This is a genomic window from Phenylobacterium sp. J426 (genome assembly GCF_024699945.1).
Taxonomy (GTDB): domain Bacteria; phylum Pseudomonadota; class Alphaproteobacteria; order Caulobacterales; family Caulobacteraceae; genus Phenylobacterium.
The window spans coordinates 1,905,984-1,924,527 of sequence record NZ_JAJOMY010000001.1; the positions used below are offsets into that span (position 1 = coordinate 1,905,984).

Here is an 18,544-nt window from a genome sequence, read left to right on the forward strand (position 1 = left end):
GCCACGCTGGGCAGGACCCGCCAAAACACGGTTGGTGACGCTGTGTTGCGCCTAAGGCTTGGCGACCTGACCACCCTTCATGACGAAGGAGACGGAGCGCAGGGTGTTCACGTCGGCCAGCGGGTCGCCCTTCACCGCAATGATGTCGGCGGCCTTGCCGGGGGCGAGCGAGCCGATCTCGTTGGAGAGGTCGAAGTGGGCGGCGGCGTTGACGGTGGCGGCCTGGATGGCCTCCAGCGGCGTGAGGCCGGCCTGGACCAGCAGGGCGAACTCGCCGGCGTTGTCGCCGTGGGCCGAGACGCCGGTATCGGTGCCGAAGGCGATCTTCACGCCGGCCTTGTGCGCGCGGCGGGTCATGTCGAGCATCAGCGGGCCGGCCTGCAGGGCCTTGGCGGTCTGGGCCGGGGTGAAGAAGTTGTTCGGGCCCTTGGCGATGCCGACCACGAAGTCGCCGGCCATCAGGGTGGGCACCAGGTAGGCGCCGTTCTTCTTCATCAGCGCGATGCCTTCGGCGTCGAGCCAGGTGCCGTGCTCGATGGAGTCGCCGCCGGCCTTCAGGAAGCTGGTGATGCCGTCGCCGCCGTGGGCGTGGGCGGTGACCTTGCGGCCCATGCGGTGGGCGGCGTCGACGATGGCGTCGAGCTCGGCCTGGGAGAACTGCTGGCCGAGGCCGGCCGCGGTGTTGGACAGCACGCCGCCGGTGGCGGTGATCTTGATGATGTCGGCGCCCTTCCAGACCTGCTCGCGCACCGCGCGGCGGCAGTCGTCGGCGCCGGAGCAGACCGAGCCCGGGCGCATCACGTGCATGAGGTCTTCACGGTAGCCGTTCACGTCGCCGTGGCCGCCGTGGACCGAGATGGCGGATCCGGCGGCGATGATGCGCGGACCCGGCACGTCGCCCGCGGCGATCGCCTTGCGCAGGGCGAAGACGGCTTCGTTGTCGCCGCCCAGGTCGGCGACCGTGGTGAAGCCTGCCATCAGGGTGCGCCTGGCGTAGCGGGCGCCGATGAAGGCCTGTTCGGCGGTCGACTGCGTGACCTCGTCGAGGCGTGCGGTCGGGCCCTGCTGGCCGGTGATGTGGACGTGGCTGTCGATGAAGCCCGGTAGGACGAAGCTGTCCTTCAGGTCGACCACCTTGCCGCCCGCCTCGGCGACATAGCCGTCGGCGACGCGGACGATGCGCCCGTTCTGGACGACGAGGGTCTTCTGCGTCTCGACCTTGCCCGAGGCGGGGTCCAGCAGGACGCGGCCAGCCTGGACGAAGGTGAGCGGCGCCTGCTGCGCCGGCGCCGAAGAGACGAGCAGGGCGGCGGCGAGCGCGCCCAGGACGAAATGCTTCACGGAAGACCCCCAAAACCTGAGGGGCGGATTTAACGTCCGGAAGCCGCGAAGGCCAAGCTCAGATCTGGCGGGCGCGGCCTTCCCAGTAGGGGGCGCGAACCTTGCCGCGCTGGATCTTGCCGGCCTCGGAGCGCGGCAGGTCGGCGGCGAAGTCGAGGCTGCGCGGGACCTTGAACGCCGGCAGGCTGGCGCGGGCGAAGTCGAGGATCTCGCGGGCGAGCGCCTCTGAGGGCTCGTAGCCGGGCTTCAGCAGGATGACCGCCTTCACCTGCTCGCCCCACTCGTCGTGTGGCACGCCGACGGTCGCGCTGTCGGCGACGGCGTCGTGCTTGATGAGCTCGTTGTCGATCTCCTGCGGGTAGATGTTCACCCCGCCCGAGATGATCGTCTCGGCGCTGCGACCGGTGAGGAACAGGTACCCGTCCTCGTCGAAGTAGCCGACGTCGCCCATCGTGAAGAAGTCGCCCACGCGCGCGGCGGCGGTCTTGGTCTCGTCCTTGTAGTAGGTGAAGCCGCCCGGCGGGAGCTGGTGATAGATGGTCCCGGCCACGTTCGGCGGGCACTCGTTCCCGGCGTCGTCGAGGATCTTGGAGCCCATCAGGACCGGCCGCTTGCCGACCGAGCCCGGCTTCTTCAGCCATTCGTGGCTGTCGATCATGAAGCCCGCGCCGCCTTCCGACCCCGCATAGTATTCGTTCAGCACCGGGCCCAGCCACTCGATCATGGCCATCTTCACCTCGGGCGGGCAGGGCGCCGCGCCGTGGACCACGTACTTCACCGAGGAGAGCTCGTAGCGGGCCTTCACCGCGTCGGGCACGGCCAGCAGCCGCTGGAACATGATCGGCACCAGGTGCAGGTGCGTGACCCGGCGCTCGTGGATGGTCGCGAGCGTGCGTTCGCTGTCCCACTTGTCGAGGAACACCAGGGTGGCGCCGGCGCCCATGGCGGCGCGGACGTCGAAGGCCAGCGGGGCGGCGTGGTAGGCGGGGCCCGCGCAGAGCTGGACGGAGGCTTCATCATAGCCGCGCGTCGCATACATCGCCTGGGGGACGATCACCGGGGTCGGCCGGAACACCCCCTTGGGCCGGCCGGTGGTGCCGGAGGTGTAGAGCATCTGGTTGCCAAGAACGGGATCGTCGATGTCGGACGCGTCGACGCCCGCCAGCGCTTCGTCGTAGTCCAGGAAGCCGGGAATATCGCCGGCGATGGCGACCTTGAGCCGGACGCCGGGGGCGTGAGCCACCGCGGCGGCCGAGGCGGCCACGCGGGCCTCGCAGAACACCGCCTTCGCCTCGCAGTCGTTGAGGATGTAGGCGATCTCGCCTTCGGTGAGGTGCCAATTCACCGGCGTGATCCGGAAGCCGCCTCGGAGGCAGGCGGCCAGCACCTCCACGAACTCCGCCCGGTTGGAGGAGACCAGGGCCACGGCGTCGCCGGCCTGAAGCCCTGCGCCCCGCAGCAGCCGGACCAGCCGATTGGCGCTGGCGTTCACCTCCGCGAAGGTTCGGGCCCGCCCGTCCGGGTCGATGACGCACGGCTTGTCCGGCTGAGCCTGCGCCCACTCGGCCAGGGTCATGCCGGTGAGCGCGGCGGCCTCAAGGCGCTCGACGAGTCCGGCCCGTTCCTTGACGGCGTCCATCACGCTTCCTCCCGCGCGGCCTTGCGCCGCTTGTCGTTGAGGAAACCATGACACGGGCGGGGCGCGCCCGACAATCGCCCGTCAGAAAATGCGGTACGCCCAACGCAAGGCGGCCCAGCCGGCGGCGGCGCTGGCGGCCGTCAGCACGGCGCCCCACGTCATGTCGATGACCGTCAGCCGGACCGACCACATCTTGAGCGTCGCCTGGTTGGTGAGGTCGTAGGTGGCGTAGGCGACGAAGCCGAGGGCGGCGCCGGTTGCGGCCACCCGCAGGAGCCCCGCATCACGGTTGGGCCAGACGGCCAGCAGCACGATGCCGGCGACATAGATCAGGTAAAAGGCGATGGCCGCGGCCATGTTGGGCTTGTCGGCCAGGAGGGGGCCGATGGCCGGCTGGTAGATGCGCGGGACGGCGGTGGTGAGCCACAGCGCGTCCAGCACGCCCATGACGAGTCCGGCGCCCAAGAAGGCGGCGAGGGCCTGCAGCATCATGCGGATCTCCTGAAGGTGGGGAAGAAGACGGGAACGCGCCGCTGATAGTCGCGATAGGCCTCGCCGCGGGAGCGCAACATGGCCTCTTCCAGCGGCGGTACGCCCGAGACGCGGGTCAGCAGCAGGTACATGACGGCCGGGGCGATCAGGGTGAGCCAGGACGCGGGGCGGCCCGGGTCGAGCGCGATCACCGGATAGGCCAGCCAGACGGCCCATTCGAAGACGTAGTTGGGATGCCGCGACCACGCCCACAGGCCGCGGTCCATCACCATGCCACGGTTGGCGGGATCGGCGCGGAAGCGGCGCATCTGGGCGTCGGCGACAGCCTCGCCGGCCAGGGCCGCCAGGAACACGACCACGGCAAGGCCATCGCGCAGGCCGAGCGGTCCGGGGCGCCCGGCCGCGGCCGCAACGCTGAGCGCCAGCAGGGCGGTGGCGACGGCCTGGGACAGCGCGAACTGCAGCATGCGACGGGGGTAGGCGGCGCCCCATTCCTGGCGGAAGCGGGCGTAGCGCGGATCCTCGTCCTCGCGCCCGGCGACCCGCGGGGTGAGATAGGCGCCCAGGCGGAGGGACCACAGCACGACGAGCCCGGCGACCAGCAGGCCGCGGCCGGTGTCGCCCGGTGTCACCAGCGCAGCCAGCGCCAGCGCCGCGCCCGAACCCCAGGTCCAGAAGACGTCGGTCCAGCCGCCATTGCGCCGACGACGGCCGTAGGCCCAGGCGGCGGTCATCACCGCCGACATCAGCAGCAGCGCGGCCAGGGCCGGGAGGAGGATCGATCCCATCGTCGTCCATACGGCGGCGCTGCGCTTCCGGACGCATCCGCCGCCCGCGCGGCTCCGTAGCTAGCCCGACCGCGCCCGCCGGGCGCCAATTGTTAAGGGGCCAGGACGTGGACGAGCATCGGTTTGGGCGGCGGCGGATCGCCGTGATCGGCGGCGGCATCGCCGGACTCTCGGCGGCCTGGCTCCTGTCGAAGCGCCACGAGGTGGTGCTGTACGAGGCCGACCCGCGGCTGGGCGGCCACGCCCACACGGTGGAGGTCCAGGGTGACGGCGGCCCTGTGCCGGTGGACACCGGCTTCATCGTCTTCAACGAGGCCAACTATCCGAACTTCACCGCCCTGCTGGCGCACCTCGGCGCACCCAGCCAGCACGCCGACATGGCGCTGAGCGTCTCGCTGGACGACGGCGCCTTCGAATACTCCAGCTACGGGGCGCTCAGGAATCTTCGCCCAGAAGCGCAACCTGTTCTCCGCCCGCTTCTGGCGGATGCTGCGGGACGTCACCCGCTTCTATCGGCAAGGCCCCAAGGACCTGGCCGCCCTTGAACAGCCCCTGACCTCGCTCGAGACCTATCTGGAAGAGAAGGGCTATTGCCAGGCCTTCCGCGACGACCACCTGCTGCCGCAGGCCGCGGCCATCTGGTCGACGCCGCTGAAGGAGATCGGGCGCTACCCCGCCGCGTCGCTGATCCGCTTCTTCCTCAACCACGGGCTGATGCAGGTGGTCGGCCGTCCCGCATGGCGGACGGTCGAAGGCGGCAGCCGGGCCTATGTCTCGCGTCTGGTCGAGGATTTCGCCGGCGAGGCGCGGGTGGGCGTTCGCGTGGCCGGCGTCCGCCGGGACGGCGCGGGCGCGGTGGTGCGTGACGCGCGGGGCGGACAAGACCGTTTCGACGAGGTGGTCTTCGCCACTCACGCCGACATTACCTTGCAGCTGCTCGAGGATCCGACGCCGGAGGAGCGGCGGCTGCTCTCGGCGTTCGGCTACAGCCGCAACCTCGCGGTGCTGCACACCGACCGGGCGCTGATGCCGGTGCGCCGTCGCGCCTGGTCGAGCTGGAACCACATCGGCCGCCGCGACGCGCCGGGCGAGGGCTGCGTCACCTACTGGATGAACCGCCTGCAGAGCCTGAAGGGCGCGCCGGACCTGTTCGTCACACTCAACCCCACGAAGCCCGTGGCGCCCGAGGCGGTGCTCCACACCGACGTCTATCACCACCCGCTGTTCGACAGCGCCGCTATCGCCGCCCAGCCGCAGCTCTGGAGCCTGCAGGGCGTGCGCCGGACGTGGTTCTGCGGCAGCTATTTCGGGCACGGCTTCCACGAGGACGGCCTGCAGTCGGGCCTGGCGGTGGCCGAGCAACTGGGCGGGGTCCGACGGCCCTGGACGGTGGAAAACGAGTCCGGCCGCATCCACGTGGACACGGGCGAGCCGATCGAGGCGGCGGCGTGATCTCGGGCCTCTATCCCGGCGTGGTCACCCATGCCCGGACGCGGCCTCGGGCGCACCGGCTGCGCTACCGGGTGTTCATGCTGCTGCTCGACCTGGACGAGGTCGACGCCCTGGACCGTGGGCTGCGTCTATTCTCGGCGGGGCGGCCGAACCTGATCGGCTTCGAACCGCGGCGGCACGGCGACGGCTCGGACCGCCCGCTCAAGGCGCAGGTAGAGGGGCTGCTGCGCGACGCCGGCCTGGCGGCCGGCGGGCCTGTGCGGATGCTGACCCTGCCCACCGTCCTGGGCCACGGCTTCAACCCGCTGACCGTGTACTTCTGCCATGGCGCCGATGGCGCATTGAGCGCCAGCCTCTACGAGGTCACCAACACCTTCGGAGAGCGCCACAGCTACCTGATCCCGGCGCGCGAAGCGCCGGTGATGCGCCAGGGCTGCGACAAGGACTTCTACGTCTCGCCGTTCATGGACATGGACCTCGCCTACGCCTTCCGGCTGCAGCCGCCGGGCGAGACGGTGCGGGTGTTCGTCGACGCCAACGACGCGGCGGGGCCCGTGCTCCAGGCGGGCTTCGTCGGCCGCCGCGCGCCGCTCACAGACGCAGCGCTCCTGCGCGCCTGGCTGACCCACCCGTGGATGAGCCTGGGCGTGCTGGCGGCGATCCACTGGGAGGCGCTGAAGATCTGGCTGAAGGGCGAGCGCCTGCGGCCCCGTCCCGCGCCGCCCCGCAGGGCGGTGACCGTCGTCGCCTAGGGTCTGCGGAACACCCAGAGGTCGCCGGCGCCGCCGAGGTCCTGCGGCGGGCTTGCGGGCTCAAGGCCGGCCGCCTCCGCGAACGGGGTGGGATCGGCCATGTAGTAGGTCAGCCGTTCGGGCGAGCGCTGTAGGGCGCGGCCAGAGGCGTCCGCCACCACGTACTCGATGACCTGTTCCAGCTTGCCCGGCGGTTCGCGGAAGCTGCGCTCGGCGACGAACAGAACGAGGCGCCGGCCGTCCGGCAGGGCGCGGTCGAAGACCGGCGCCTTCGGATTGACCGGCGGCAGGTTCCGCATCACGTCCAGCTTCGGCAGGTGGACCGCGAAGAGGCCGCCCGACGCCAGATGCCGCCCGGCCACGGCGAAGGTGTTCTTCCAGGCCGTCCCGGCCGGTACGTGCGCGAGGGTGAAGAACGGGCAGATCACCGCGTCGAACGTTCGCTTCAGATCCAGCGCCGTCATATCGCCTCGCCGGACCGCCATGCGGGCGGCGACCTCTGGCGGCAGCGTCTTCCGCCGCGCCTCCGCCCGGGCCAGCATGGCGGCGGAAAGATCGATGCCGACGACGGTGAAGCCGCGTTCAGCGAGGGCCTGGGTCACCCGGCCAGAGCCGGCGCCGAGCTCCAGCACGGCGCCGCCCTCTGGCGCGAGCGCCGCATAGAGGTCGACGTCGCCGGCCAGCGTCGCGTCTGCGGCGGTGATCTCGTCGTAGAAGGCGGCGCTCAGCCCGCCGTCGGCGTAGTAGGGCCGGACCTTGGCCATGCGTCAGGAACTCCGCCGCGCGGGGCGCGCTTTGGCCCTCTGATGGCCCGCGCGTTGCGCAAGATCAACGACGGGGCCACATACTGCATGGCCAAGCTGAGTCATTGGCCCACATGGGGAGCTCGATGAACACCCTTCTCCGCCGCCTGGCCCGCGTGGCCCTGATCGTCGCCGCGCCGCTGGCGCTCGCCGCCTGCGGGATCAACACCATCCCGACCAAGGAGGAGACCGCCAAGGCCCGCTGGGCCGACGTCCAGAGCCAGTATCAGCGTCGCGCCGACCTGATCCCGAACCTCGTGGCGACTGTGAAGGGGTACGCCGCGCAGGAGAGCAGCGTGCTGATCGCCGTGACCCAGGCGCGGGCAGGGATCGTCAACACCCCGGCGGGCCCCGAGATCACCCAGGATCCGGCCGCCTTCCAGCGCTACGCCGCGGCGCAGAACAACCTGTCGATGGCCCTGGTGCCGTTCCGGGTGCTGCAGGAGCAGTATCCGGACCTGAAGTCGAACACCAACTTCATGGCCCTGCAGAGCCAGCTGGAAGGCACCGAGAACCGCATCGCGGTGGCGCGGCGCGACTACAACGAGGCCGTCCGCGACTACAACACGAGCCTACGGACCTTCCCGACGGTGATCTGGGCCAACACCATCCATTCGGGCTCCAAGCCCATGCAGCTGTTCGAGGCCACGGCCGCCGCCCAGTCCGCGCCGACCGTCGACTTCTCGGCTCCGCCCGCGCCGGCGGTGACGCCCGGTTCGGCCCCGCCGCAATGAGCCGGTTCGCGGGAGCGCGGGGCCTCGTCCTCGCGCTCCTGATGTTCCTGGTCCCGGCTGGCGTCGTCGCCCAGCCCAAGTTTCCGCCGCTCACCGGGCGCGTGGTGGACAACGCCAATCTGATCTCGCCGCAGGTGGAGCAGGAGCTCGACCAGAAGCTGGCCGGACTCGAACAGTCGACCGGTCGGCAGGTGGTGGTCGCCACGCTGCCGGACCTGCAGGGCTACGAGATCGAAGAGTACGGCTACCAGCTGGGCCGCGCCTGGGGCATCGGCTCGAAAGAGCGTGACGACGGCGCCTTGCTGATCGTGGCGCCCAATGAGCGCAAGGTGCGCATCGAGGTCGGCTATGGCCTCGAGGGCGTGCTGACCGACGCCCTCTCCAGCGTCATCATCCAGACCGCGATCCTGCCGCAGTTCCGTGAAGGCCGCTTCGAGCAGGGGATCGTCGCCGGGACCGATCAACTCGTGCGGCAGCTTTCGCTGCCCGACGAGGAGGCGCGGGCGAACGTCGCCCAGGCGCAACAGGCGCAGGCCGCGCGCGCGAGCGGCGGCGGTTCGGCGATCCCGGTCATCTTCGTGATGATCGTCATCTTCTGGATCCTCAGCGGAATCCTGGGCGCGTTCGGCGGGCGCGGACGGCGGCGGCGCGGCGGCGGCATGTGGTGGCTCCTGCCGCTCATCCTCTCCAGCGGCGGCGGCCGTCATCGCGGCGGCGGCTGGGGCGGAGGCGGCGGTTTCGGCGGGGGCGGATTCGGCGGCGGCGGCGGGTCGTTCGGCGGCGGCGGATCCTCGGGGAGCTGGTGATGGAGAAGGTGCTGCTGAGCCCGTCGGACCGCGCGGCCATCGAGGCCGCCGTGCGCGAGGCCGAGACCCGCACCACGGGCGAGATCTATTGCGTCTTCGCGGAGGAGAGCTCGGACTATCGCGAGACGCCGCTCGCCTGGGCGGCGGGCGTCGCCTTGCTGGGTCCCGCGATCCTGCTGCTGGCCGGCGTGCACGTCGAGGCGCCCGACCTGCTGGGCGGCTGGACCGCGGCGCAGGTTTCGAGCGTGGCGGAAGCCGCGGCGCGCCGTGCGCTGATCGGGGCGGTCCTGCTTCAGGGCGCGCTGTTCGTCCTGGCCCTGGCGGTCGTCTCCGTTCCGGCCCTGCGCCGGGCCCTGACCCCTCGCGGGTTGAAGCGCGACCGCGTCCGACGCCGGGCGCAGGAACAGTTCGTCGCCAAGAACCTGCACGCGACCCGGGAACGCACCGGCGTGCTGATCTACGTCTCCTTCGCCGAGCACATGGCCGAACTGATCGCCGACGAAGGCATCGCCGGGGGAGGTGGAGCCACAGGTGTGGGACCGGGCTATGGCCGCCTTGACGGAGGGATTGAAGCGCGGCGAACCCGCGGCGGGCTTCGCCTCGGCCATCGGCCTCTGCGGCGACGTGCTGGCGGAACGCTTTCCTCCGCGTGCAGGCGACAACCCTAACGAGCTGCCAGACGCCGTAGTGATCCTCCCTAACCTCTAGGTCGCTGAAAAAACGGCGGATTCTACGGGGATTGCCCCCTTGCGCCCATTGGTGGAACGTTGTGAGCGTTTCCATCGCGACGTGCGCGCCCGCGCCAGGGGGCGTTCGCGAGCCAGGCACCGTTGGGAGCTCCGTTGGACGACGACCGGCCACGGCAGACCGCTGCTGCGCCCTCCTTCGCCGAGGCCGCCGATCTGCTGCGCCTGGGCGTGGCCTATCAGGTGATCACCCATCCCGACGGCCGGCGCGAGTTCACGGCGGTCGGCGAACTCGCCAGGGACCTGCTCGGGGTCGAGCCGGCCGACGCCATCGCCGATCCCTCGCGCCTCTACGAACGGGTCCTTCCCGAGCACCGCGACGCGCTGGCGCGGGCCGAGCACGACGCCATCGCCGGGCTTTCCCGCTTCGAGATCGAGGTGCGCATGCGCGGGATGGACGATCAGATCTGCTGGCGCCGCATCACCTCGACGCCGACGCCGCGGGCGGACGGCTCGGTGATCTGGAGCGGCATCGTCATGGACGTGACGCCGGCCCGCCGGGCGTCGGAGCGCCTGGAGGAACAGCGCCACCGCCTGGAAGCGGCTGTCGAGGCGACCGGGCTCGGCTTCTGGGAATGGGACGTCGTCCATGACCAGGTGACCTGGTCCGAGCGCAACTGCGAGATGTTCGGCCTGCCGCCGAAGCGGACCACCATGACCATCGAGCGCTACAACAGCCTGGTCCATCCCGAGGACCTGCCGGCGGTCCATGATGTCTATGCCAAGACCCGGGAGGGCGGCGGCGGCGACTTCGTGGTCGAGCATCGCACCGCGCATCAGCCCGGGCGGCTGGTCCGCTGGGTGCAGGCCCGCGGGCGGATCGTGCCGGCCCTCGATGGCGACGGCGTCAGCCTGGTGGTGGGGACCACCCTCGACATCAGCGAGCGCAAGGCCAATGAGGACCGGCGGGCGCTGCTGCTGGGCGAGCTCGCGCACCGCGCGAAGAATGGCATCCAGGTGATGATGGGGATCGTCAACCAGACGGCCCGCGGCGTCGCCTCGGCCGAGGAATTCCGCGACGTGTTGCTGGCCCGGCTGAAGGCGCTCGCGGACAGCCAGGACCTGGTCACCGCCTCGGGCGGACGGCCGGTTCCGCTGAAGGACGTGGTCGCCACGACCCTCAGCCCATTCGGCGATGGGCGGTTCGAGGTGGACGATCTCGGCGACGTGACGGTCGCCGGCGAGGTGGCGACCGCGCTGGCCCTGTTGCTGCATGAGCTTTCGACCAACGCGGTGAAGTACGGCGCCCTGTCGGCCCAGGCGGGCCATGTCGCCCTGCATCGGGGGCAGGAGGTCGAAGGCGCGGTGGTGCTCTGCTGGGAGGAGCGGGGCGGACCGCCCGTGAAGCCCGAGCGCCGCAAGGGGTTCGGCACGCGGCTGCTGGAGGTGGGCCTGAGCGCCCAGGGCGGCAGGGTGGAGGCCGCGTTTCCGCCGGGCGGTTTCGCGGCCAAGATTCACTTCCCCGTCGCCGAGACCAAAGGCGCCTGAGGCTGATGACCTTTTCGTAATGTGCGGCCGGCGCCTTGCGGCGGTCCGCGCCTGAGCCTTAGCATCGCGCGCGCCAGCGGGAGGAACTTGGGTCGATGGCTTATACGCTCAACGTCAACGGCAAGGCTCTGAAGGCCGACGTCGATCCGGACACCCCTCTGCTGTGGGTGCTGCGCGACAGCCTCGGCATCGTGGGACCGAAGTTCGGCTGCGGCGTGGGGGCCTGCGGGGCCTGCACGGTGCATGTCGATGGCCAGCCGATCCGCTCGTGCCAGACGCCGGTCGAGAGCCTGGGCAAGGCCAAGATCACCACCATCGAAGGGATCGGCGCGAGCGCCATCGGCAAGAAGGTGCAGGCGGCCTGGACCGAACTGGACGTCGCCCAGTGCGGCTACTGCCAGCCGGGCCAGATCATGTCGGCGACGGCGCTGCTGACCAGCAATCCGAAGCCTACCGACGCCGACATCGACGCGGCCATGGCGGGGAACATCTGCCGCTGCGCCACCTACGTCCGCATCCGCGCCGCCATCAAGCGCGCGTCCGGCCAGAAGACGGAGGCCTGAGGTCATGACGCACCAGATGACCGGCGCCTCGCGGCGCGAGATCCTGAAGACGGCCGGCGCGAGCGGCCTCGTCCTGTCGTTCGTGGTGGCCGGCAAGGGCCAGGCGCAGAATGCGGGGGCGGCGGCCGCCCAGCCGATCAACACCTACGTCCGCGTGGCGCCCGACGGGATCGTCACCATCGTCAACAAGAACCCGGAGATCGGCCAAGGCATCAAGACGATGCTGCCGATGCTGATCGCCGAGGAGCTGGACGTGGCGTGGGAGAACGTCCGCATCGAGCAGGCGGACAACGATCCCAAGGCCTACGGCCGCCAGTTCGCCGGCGGATCCATGGCGACCCCGCTGCACTGGGAGGAGCTGCGCCGGGTGGGCGCCGTGGCCCGGGCCATGCTCGTCCAGGCGGCGGCGACGGCCTGGAACTGCCCGGCCGGGGAATGCTCGACCACCCCCGGCATGGTGATCCACGCCAGCACCGGCCGGAAAGCGCCCTACGGCTCGCTGGCCGCGCAGTGCGCCAACGTCCAGGTGCCGGACCCGAAGACGCTGCCGCTGAAGGATCCCAAGGACTACAAGATCATCGGCCGGGCCATCCCGCAGTACGACACCGCGAAGATCGTGACCGGCCAGCCGCTGTTCGGCATCGACGTACGCCGGCCGGGAATGCTGTACGCGACCTACGAGAAGGCGCCGGTGTTCGCCGCCGGGGTGGCGGGGGCGGACCTCGCCGCGGCCCAGAGCGTGAAGGGCGTCCGCAAGGCCTTCGTGGTGAAGGGCGATTCCAACGCGCTGCAGCCGGCCGCTGGCCAGATCGGCGCGGGCCTGCTGCCCGGCGTGGCGGTGGTGGCCGACACCTGGTGGGCGGCCAAGAAGGGCCGCGACCGGCTGAACGTGAGGTGGGAGGCCCATCCCACGGCGCAGCAGTCCAGCGAGGGCTTCGCGGCCCAGGCCAAGGCGCTCGCCGCGGGCAAGCCGCAGCGCACGCCGCGCAACGGACGGCGACGTGGACGCGGCGCTGAAGTCGGCGGCGAAGACGGTGGAGGCGGCCTACGCCTATCCGTTCCTGGCGCATGCGCCGCTGGAGCCGCAGAACTGCACGGCCGAATGGAAGGACGGCAAGCTGGAGATCTGGGCCCCGACCCAGAACCCGGAACCCGGCCGCCAGCTTTGCGCCAAGACGCTCGGGATCAAGCCCGAGGACATCACGATCCACATGACCCGCTGCGGCGGCGGCTTCGGCCGCCGGCTGGCCAACGACTACATGGTCGAGGCGGCCTGGATCGCGCGCGAGGCGGGGGCGCCGGTGAAGCTGGTGTGGACGCGCGAAGACGACATGCGCCACGACATCTACCGCCCGGCCGGCTTCCACTTCCTGCGCGGCGGGGTGGACGCGCAGGGTAATGTGACGGCGTTCCACGACCACTTCGTCTCGTTCGGCGAGGGTCAGAACTTCGCGCCCAGCGCCGGGATGGGGCCAACCGAGTTCCCGGCCCGCTTCGTCCCGAACTGCCGGATCGACGTCAGCGTCATGCCGCTGGGCGTGCCGACCGGACCGCTGCGGGCGCCGGGCTCAAACGCCCTGGCCTTCGTCATGCAGTCGTTCATCGACGAGTTGGCGCACGCCGCCAACGCCGACCCGCTGGCCTTCCAGATCAAGCTTCTGGGCGACAAGGCGGTGGTCGGCGAGGCCCCGGCGGCCTACGCCGCGGGTCGGATGGTCGGCGTTCTCAAGGCCGTGGGCGAGATGTCGGGCTGGGCCCACCGGTCCAGGCTGCCGAAGGGCGAAGGCCTGGGCGTGGCCTGCTACTACAGCCACCTCGGCTATTTCGCGGAAGTCGCCCACGTGGCGGTCTCGCCGGCCGGCGAGGTGAAGGTGAAGAAGGTCTGGGTGGCCGCGGACGTCGGCCGCCAGATCATCAATCCGCACGGCGCCTTGAACCAGGTGCAGGGCTCGGTGCTGGACGGCCTGTCGGGGGCGTTGCACCAGGAGATCACCATCGTCGGCGGCCAGGCGCAGCAGTCGAACTTCCACGACTATCCGCTGATGCGCATCAACGAGGCTCCCGTGGTGGAAGTGCAGTTCCTGAAGACCGACTTCCCGCCGACGGGACTGGGCGAGCCGGCCCTGCCGCCGGCCATCCCGGCGCTGACCAACGCCATCTTCGCCGCCACCGGCAAGCGCATCCGCAGCCTGCCGATCAAGCCGGAGATGCTGAAGGCCTAAGCCGTCGATCGGGCGCGCCAGCCGATTGTGGGTTGGCGCGCGCCGAAGCCTGCGCATGATGCGTCCCAACAAGTGTTTGAGGGGACGCCGGTGAAGAAGCTGCTGATCGCCAACCGTGGCGAGATCGCCGTGCGGATCGCGCGGACCGCGGCGGAGATGGGGATCGAGAGCGTCGCCGTCTTCTCGGAGGACGACGCCGCCTCGCTGCACGTGAAGCGCGCCGACGCGGCGGTGGGGCTGAAGGGCTCCGGCCCCGGCGCCTATCTCGACGTCGAGCAGATCGTGGCCGCGGCTGTGGCCGAGGCCTGCGACGCCGTGCATCCCGGCTACGGCTTCCTGTCGGAGAACGCGGCGTTTGCGCGGGCCTGCGAGAAGGCGGGCCTGATCTTCGTGGGACCATCGCCCGAGACCCTCGAGCTGTTCGGCGACAAGGCGCGGGCCCGGGCGCTGGCCCAGGAATGCGGCGCGCCGGTGCTGGCCGGAACCGATGGGCCAACGACTCTGGACGAGGCGCAGGCGTTCCTGGCGGCCCAGGGGCCGGTGATGGTGAAGGCGGTCGCGGGCGGCGGCGGACGGGGCATGCGGCCGGCCACGACCGCCGACGAGCTCGCCGGGGCCTTCGAGCGCTGTGCGTCCGAAGCCCGGGCCGCGTTCGGCGACGAGCGGCTTTACGTCGAGCGCTTCCTACCTCGGGCCCGGCACGTCGAGGTTCAGGTGGCCGGCGACGGCGAGCGCATTGTCCACCTGTGGGACCGCGAATGCTCGCTGCAGCGCCAGCGCCAGAAGGTGGTGGAGATCGCCCCGGCCGACATGCTGCCCATGACGCTGCGCGAGCGGCTGTTCGCCCACGCCACGGCGCTCGCGGCGGCGGCGCGCTATCGCGGCGTGGGGACGATGGAGTTCCTGGTCGACGGCGACGAAGCCGTCTTCATCGAGGCCAACGCCCGCCTGCAGGTCGAGCACACGGTTACGGAGGAGGTGACGGGCCTCGACCTGGTGAGGCTGCAGCTGCAGATCGCCGCCGGCCGCAGCCTCAAGGACCTGGGCCTGATGCAGAGCTCCGTCCCTGAGCCGCGGGGCCACGCGGTGCAGGTCCGCGTCAACCTCGAGACCATGGCGGCGGACGGGCAGGCGCGGCCGGCCGGCGGCGTGCTCACGGCGTTCGAGCCCCCCTCGGGGCCGGGCGTGCGCGTGGACGGTTTCGGCTATGCGGGTTACGCCACCTCGGCGCGGTTCGACAGCCTGCTCGCCAAGGTGATCGTGCACTCCGGCGTGGGCGGGCTCAGCCGGGCGGCGGCCAAGGCCTACCGTGCGCTGTCGGAGTTCCGCATCGACGGCGCCCCGACGAACATCGCCTTCCTGCAGAACCTCCTGGCTCATCCGGCGGTCGCGGCCGGCGACGTGCATACCCGCTTCATCGAGGAGCACATGGGCGAGCTGGCCCATCCGCCCGAGGCGCATCCGAAGCTCTATTTCGACGCCGCGGCTCGCGGCGCGGAGGCCCGGCGGCCCGCGGAGGCAGAGGCGCCCCCAAGGGACGACGCCGCTGAAGGCGCCGCTGCAGGGCACGGTCATCGGCCTGCAGGCGCAGGTCGGCGATGCCGTCCGGGCCGGCCAGGCGCTGATGATCCTGGAAGCCATGAAGATGGAGCACGTGGTCGCCGCCGAAGCCTCGGGCGTCCTACGCCAGGTGGTGGCCCAACTGGGCGACACCGTGTTCGAGGGCGACGCCGTGGCGTTCCTGGAGCCGACGGGCGACGGCGATGCAGCGCAGGCGGCGGAGCAGGCGATCGACCTCGACGCCATCCGGCCCGACCTGGCCGAGGTGATCGAGCGGCATCGGCTGACCCTGGACGCGGCGCGGCCGGACGCGGTGGCGCGGCGGCGCCGGACGGGCCAGCGGACGGCGCGGGAGAACGTGGACGACCTGTTCGACCCCGGCAGCTTCAGCGAGTACGGGGCCATGGCCGTCGCGGCCCAACGGCGGCGGCGGACCCTGGACGACCTGCGCGCCAACACGCCCGCCGACGGGATCATCACCGGCGTCGGCGCCGTGAACGGCCACCTGTTCGACGAAGAGCGCGCCCGCTGCGTGGGCCTGGCCTACGACTTCACGGTGCTGGCCGGCACCCAGGGCCACTTCAACCACAAGAAGACCGACCGCATCCTGGAATTCGCCGAGCACTGGAAGGCGCCCGTGATCTGGTACACCGAGGGCGGCGGCGGGCGGCCCGGGGACGTCGACGGCGGCCAGCTGTCGGCCTCGTCGCTGGACACGACCAGCTTCACCACCTTCGCCCGGCTGTCGGGCCTCGCGCCGCGGATCTCGATCAATTCGGGACGCTGTTTCGCCGGCAACGCCATCTTCTTCGGCTGCGCGGACATCACCATCGCCACGCGGTACTCGAATATCGGCTTAGGCGGGCCGGCGATGATCGAGGGCGGGGGGCCTGGGCGTCTTCACGCCGGACGAGATCGGGCCGTCGGACGTGCTCTACGCCAACGGGGCGATCGACGTGCTGGCGCAGGATGAGGCCGAGGCGACGGCCGTGGCCAAGCAGCTGCTGGGCGTCTTCCAGGGCGCCGTCCCCGACTGGACCTGCGCCGATCAGCGCCGGCTGCGCCACCTGATCCCCGAGAACCGGGTGCGGGCCTACGACATCCGCGAGGTGATCCGCACGCTGGCGGACGCGGGCTCGTGGCTCGAGCTGCGGGGCGGCTACGGGCGCGGGATGATCACCGGCTTCCTGCGGATCGAGGGGCGGCCGATGGGGCTGATCGCCAACGATCCGCGGCATCTGGGCGGGGCGATCGACGCCGAGGGGGCCGAGAAGGCGGGCCGCTTCCTGCAGCTGTGCGACGCCTTCGACGTCCCCGTGCTGTCGCTGTGCGACACGCCGGGGTTCATGGTCGGACCCGAAAGCGAGAAGGCCGCCGCCGTGCGGCGCGGCTCGCGGATGATGGTGGCCGCGACCAGCCTGACCGTGCCGCTGTTCACGGTGGTGCTGCGCAAGGGGTATGGCCTGGGCGCCCAGGCCATGGCCGGCGGGGACTTCTCCGCGCCGGCGATGACCATCGCCTGGCCGACGGCCGAGTTCGGGCCGATGGGCCTGGAGGGCGCGGTGCGCCTCGGCTACCGCAAGGAGCTGGAGGCCGAACAGGACCCGGCGGCGCGACAAGCGCTGTTCGAGAAGCTGGTCGGCAAGATGTACGAGAACGGCAAGGCGCTGTCGGTGGCGTCCGTGGTCGAAATCGACGCGGTGATCGACCCGATGGAGACGCGGGCCTGGCTGGTCCGGGGGCTGAAGGCCTGTCCCGTCCCGCCGAAGCGGCCGGGCAAGAAGCGGCCGCACATCGACACCTGGTGAGCTAGTGCGGGACGTAGGAGCGGAGCACGTCGTCGATGACGCGCTCGAGTTGCTCCAGGGTGCCGCACTGCTTGGCCACGTGGCAGAAGCGGGCGTAGCGGTTCATGACGCTGTCGCCCTGGCCCCAGTAGCTCTCGGGCTCGGGGTTCAGCCAGATCACCGCACGGCTGCGGTCGTGGACCTGCTTCATCAGGTCGAGCCGCGGGTCGGCATAGTTCGAGCGGCCGTCGCCCAGGATGATCACGGTGGTCCTGCGGTCCAGGCGGTCGAGGTGGTTCTCGGCGAAATCGGCCAGCGCCTGGCCGTAGTCGGTAGACTGGAAGCCGATCTCCTGCAGCACCTTGAGGATCGCGCCCTCGACCTTGTTGGCGTCGAGGATGTCGGAGACCGGGATCAGCCGGCCGGAGAAGGCGTAGGCGTCCAGCCGTTCGACCACCTCGTTTAGCGAGTAGAGGAAGGTCAGCAGGAACTGGGCGAAGGCCGCGACCGACTTCGAGACGTCGCAGATCACCACGATGGACGGCCGGTCGACCTTCTTCACCTTCCAGGCGATCTCGAACGGCACGCCGCCGTGCGCGGTGGAGCGGCGCAGCGTCTTGCGGATGTCGAGGTGGCCGCGCTGGGCGGCGCGGCGGCGGCGGGCGTACTTGGTCGCCAGCCGCCTGGCCATCTTGCGGACCAGGCCCTGCATCAGGGCGTAGTCGACGGGATCGACCCCGCCGTCGGCGTTGAGCTGCTTGCGGACCAGTCGCTCCTCGCGCAGCTCGCGGGCGGAGCTCGCGGCATAGAGGTCGTGCTGGCGCTGGACGTAGGCCTGGGCCTGTTCGAACAGCCGGGCGCGGGCGGCGTCGAGGCGGTCGGCCAGGCCCTCGCCCTGGCCGTTGGGGAGCCGCCGGGCGCGGGCGATGATGGCCTCGATCTCCTCCAGCCCCATCTCCTCCAGCAGGCGGCGGGTCATGCGGCTGCGCTGGGTGGTGAGCCGGATCTCGGCCACGCCGGCGTCGCGGGCCGCCTCCTCCATGGCCTGCTGGATCGCTGCGGCGTCGCCCTGAAGCACGGCCTGGGCCAACGGGCTTTCGGCGACCTGCTCGGCCTCGCTGTCGCTGAGCGGGGCGGGCGGCGGAGTCTCGAGCGGCGTGCGGTCGAAGAAGGCCTCGAAGGTCGCGTCGAAGCGATCGACCTCCTCGGCCGACTTGGCCAGCGTGGCGCAGAGCGCGTCCTTGAACAGCGTCCGGTCAGTGAAGCCGGTCACCGCGACCGCCCGCGTCGCGTCGATCGCCTCGGCCGGCGAGACCCGGACGTCGGCGGCGCGGAGCGCGCGGAAGAACTGTTCGAGGGTGTGCTGCATGG

Annotated in this window: 17 protein-coding genes and 2 pseudogenes; 13 read left to right on the forward strand and 6 right to left on the reverse strand. The window is 71.1% G+C overall.

Annotation, left to right across the window (positions count from 1 at the left end; translation table 11 throughout):
* Nucleotides 1-51 precede the first annotated feature (51 nt).
* The 4 genes from LRS10_RS10065 to LRS10_RS10080 form a co-directional block, all read right to left on the reverse strand.
* Nucleotides 52-1,326, reverse strand: coding sequence for an amidohydrolase family protein (locus LRS10_RS10065; protein WP_257839127.1), 1,275 nt, complete (start codon nt 1,324-1,326; stop codon nt 52-54).
* Between the two features lie 73 nt (nt 1,327-1,399).
* On the reverse strand, nt 1,400-2,980 hold the full coding sequence (locus LRS10_RS10070; protein WP_257837136.1) for an AMP-binding protein: 1,581 nt from the start codon (nt 2,978-2,980) through the stop codon (nt 1,400-1,402).
* 81 nt (nt 2,981-3,061) lie between these two features.
* Nucleotides 3,062-3,469 (reverse strand): DUF2177 family protein, encoded by a 408-nt coding sequence (locus tag LRS10_RS10075; protein ID WP_257837137.1) that lies wholly within the window; start codon nt 3,467-3,469, stop codon nt 3,062-3,064.
* Nucleotides 3,469-4,260, reverse strand: a complete 792-nt coding sequence (locus LRS10_RS10080; RefSeq protein ID WP_257837138.1) for a DUF1295 domain-containing protein — start codon at nt 4,258-4,260, stop codon at nt 3,469-3,471. The genes LRS10_RS10075 and LRS10_RS10080 overlap by 1 nt, the downstream gene beginning before the upstream one ends.
* A gap of 107 nt (nt 4,261-4,367) precedes the next feature.
* On the opposite strand from LRS10_RS10080, the gene LRS10_RS24470 reads away from it, so the two are divergent.
* The 3 genes from LRS10_RS24470 to LRS10_RS10090 are packed head-to-tail and all read left to right on the forward strand — an operon-like array spanning nt 4,368 to nt 6,464.
* A complete protein-coding gene (locus tag LRS10_RS24470; RefSeq protein WP_308237949.1) occupies nt 4,368-4,805 on the forward strand; it encodes an FAD-dependent oxidoreductase in 438 nt (145 codons plus the stop codon).
* Entirely contained in the window at nt 4,747-5,712 is a 966-nt protein-coding gene (locus tag LRS10_RS10085; protein WP_308237950.1) for an NAD/FAD-binding protein, read from the forward strand. Before LRS10_RS24470 ends, LRS10_RS10085 begins: the two co-directional genes overlap by 59 nt.
* The gene (locus LRS10_RS10090; RefSeq protein ID WP_257837139.1) at nt 5,709-6,464 is read left to right on the forward strand and encodes a DUF1365 domain-containing protein; all 756 of its coding nucleotides are present in this window, start codon (nt 5,709-5,711) and stop codon (nt 6,462-6,464) included. Before LRS10_RS10085 ends, LRS10_RS10090 begins: the two co-directional genes overlap by 4 nt.
* Here LRS10_RS10090 and LRS10_RS10095 read toward each other — a convergent pair.
* Nucleotides 6,461-7,228: a bifunctional 2-polyprenyl-6-hydroxyphenol methylase/3-demethylubiquinol 3-O-methyltransferase UbiG gene (locus tag LRS10_RS10095; RefSeq protein WP_257837140.1), complete on the reverse strand. Its 768-nt coding sequence runs from the start codon at nt 7,226-7,228 to the stop codon at nt 6,461-6,463. The genes LRS10_RS10090 and LRS10_RS10095 overlap by 4 nt on opposite strands.
* Nucleotides 7,229-7,353: 125 nt before the next feature.
* Here LRS10_RS10095 and LRS10_RS10100 point away from each other — a divergent pair, with 125 nt between their 5' ends.
* The 10 genes and pseudogenes from LRS10_RS10100 to LRS10_RS10145 all read left to right on the forward strand — a co-directional run bounded on the left by LRS10_RS10100 (nt 7,354) and on the right by LRS10_RS10145 (nt 17,194).
* The gene (locus LRS10_RS10100; protein ID WP_257837141.1) at nt 7,354-8,001 is read left to right on the forward strand and encodes a LemA family protein; all 648 of its coding nucleotides are present in this window, start codon (nt 7,354-7,356) and stop codon (nt 7,999-8,001) included.
* The gene (locus tag LRS10_RS10105; RefSeq protein ID WP_257837142.1) at nt 7,998-8,807 is read left to right on the forward strand and encodes a YgcG family protein; all 810 of its coding nucleotides are present in this window, start codon (nt 7,998-8,000) and stop codon (nt 8,805-8,807) included. The genes LRS10_RS10100 and LRS10_RS10105 overlap by 4 nt, the downstream gene beginning before the upstream one ends.
* Complete coding sequence (locus LRS10_RS10110) at nt 8,807-9,475, forward strand: TPM domain-containing protein (protein WP_257837143.1); 669 nt, start codon at nt 8,807-8,809, stop codon at nt 9,473-9,475. Before LRS10_RS10105 ends, LRS10_RS10110 begins: the two co-directional genes overlap by 1 nt.
* Before the next feature lie 174 nt (nt 9,476-9,649).
* Nucleotides 9,650-11,041 carry a sensor histidine kinase gene (locus tag LRS10_RS10115; protein WP_257837144.1) on the forward strand — a complete coding sequence of 464 codons (1,392 nt, stop codon included), beginning with the start codon at nt 9,650-9,652 and terminating at the stop codon, nt 11,039-11,041.
* A gap of 95 nt (nt 11,042-11,136) precedes the next feature.
* Complete coding sequence (locus LRS10_RS10120; protein ID WP_257837145.1) at nt 11,137-11,604, forward strand: (2Fe-2S)-binding protein; 468 nt, start codon at nt 11,137-11,139, stop codon at nt 11,602-11,604.
* Between the two features lie 16 nt (nt 11,605-11,620).
* Nucleotides 11,621-12,064: pseudogene (locus LRS10_RS10125) on the forward strand (molybdopterin cofactor-binding domain-containing protein); the annotation flags it as partial.
* A 574-nt stretch (nt 12,065-12,638) separates the two neighbouring features.
* The gene (locus LRS10_RS10130) at nt 12,639-13,826 is read left to right on the forward strand and encodes a xanthine dehydrogenase family protein molybdopterin-binding subunit (RefSeq protein ID WP_257837146.1); all 1,188 of its coding nucleotides are present in this window, start codon (nt 12,639-12,641) and stop codon (nt 13,824-13,826) included.
* 129 nt (nt 13,827-13,955) lie between these two features.
* Nucleotides 13,956-15,191, forward strand: a pseudogene (locus LRS10_RS10135) (biotin carboxylase N-terminal domain-containing protein); the annotation flags it as partial.
* Nucleotides 15,136-16,359: a carboxyl transferase domain-containing protein gene (locus LRS10_RS10140; protein ID WP_257837147.1), complete on the forward strand. Its 1,224-nt coding sequence runs from the start codon at nt 15,136-15,138 to the stop codon at nt 16,357-16,359. The pseudogene LRS10_RS10135 and the gene LRS10_RS10140, both read left to right, overlap by 56 nt.
* Complete coding sequence (locus LRS10_RS10145) at nt 16,316-17,194, forward strand: carboxyl transferase domain-containing protein (RefSeq protein WP_257837148.1); 879 nt, start codon at nt 16,316-16,318, stop codon at nt 17,192-17,194. The genes LRS10_RS10140 and LRS10_RS10145 overlap by 44 nt, the downstream gene beginning before the upstream one ends.
* Nucleotide 17,195: 1 nt before the next feature.
* Here the strand turns inward: LRS10_RS10145 and LRS10_RS10150 are convergent, their stop codons facing one another.
* Nucleotides 17,196-18,542, reverse strand: coding sequence for a VWA domain-containing protein (locus LRS10_RS10150; protein ID WP_257837149.1), 1,347 nt, complete (start codon nt 18,540-18,542; stop codon nt 17,196-17,198).
* Nucleotides 18,543-18,544 lie beyond the last annotated feature (2 nt).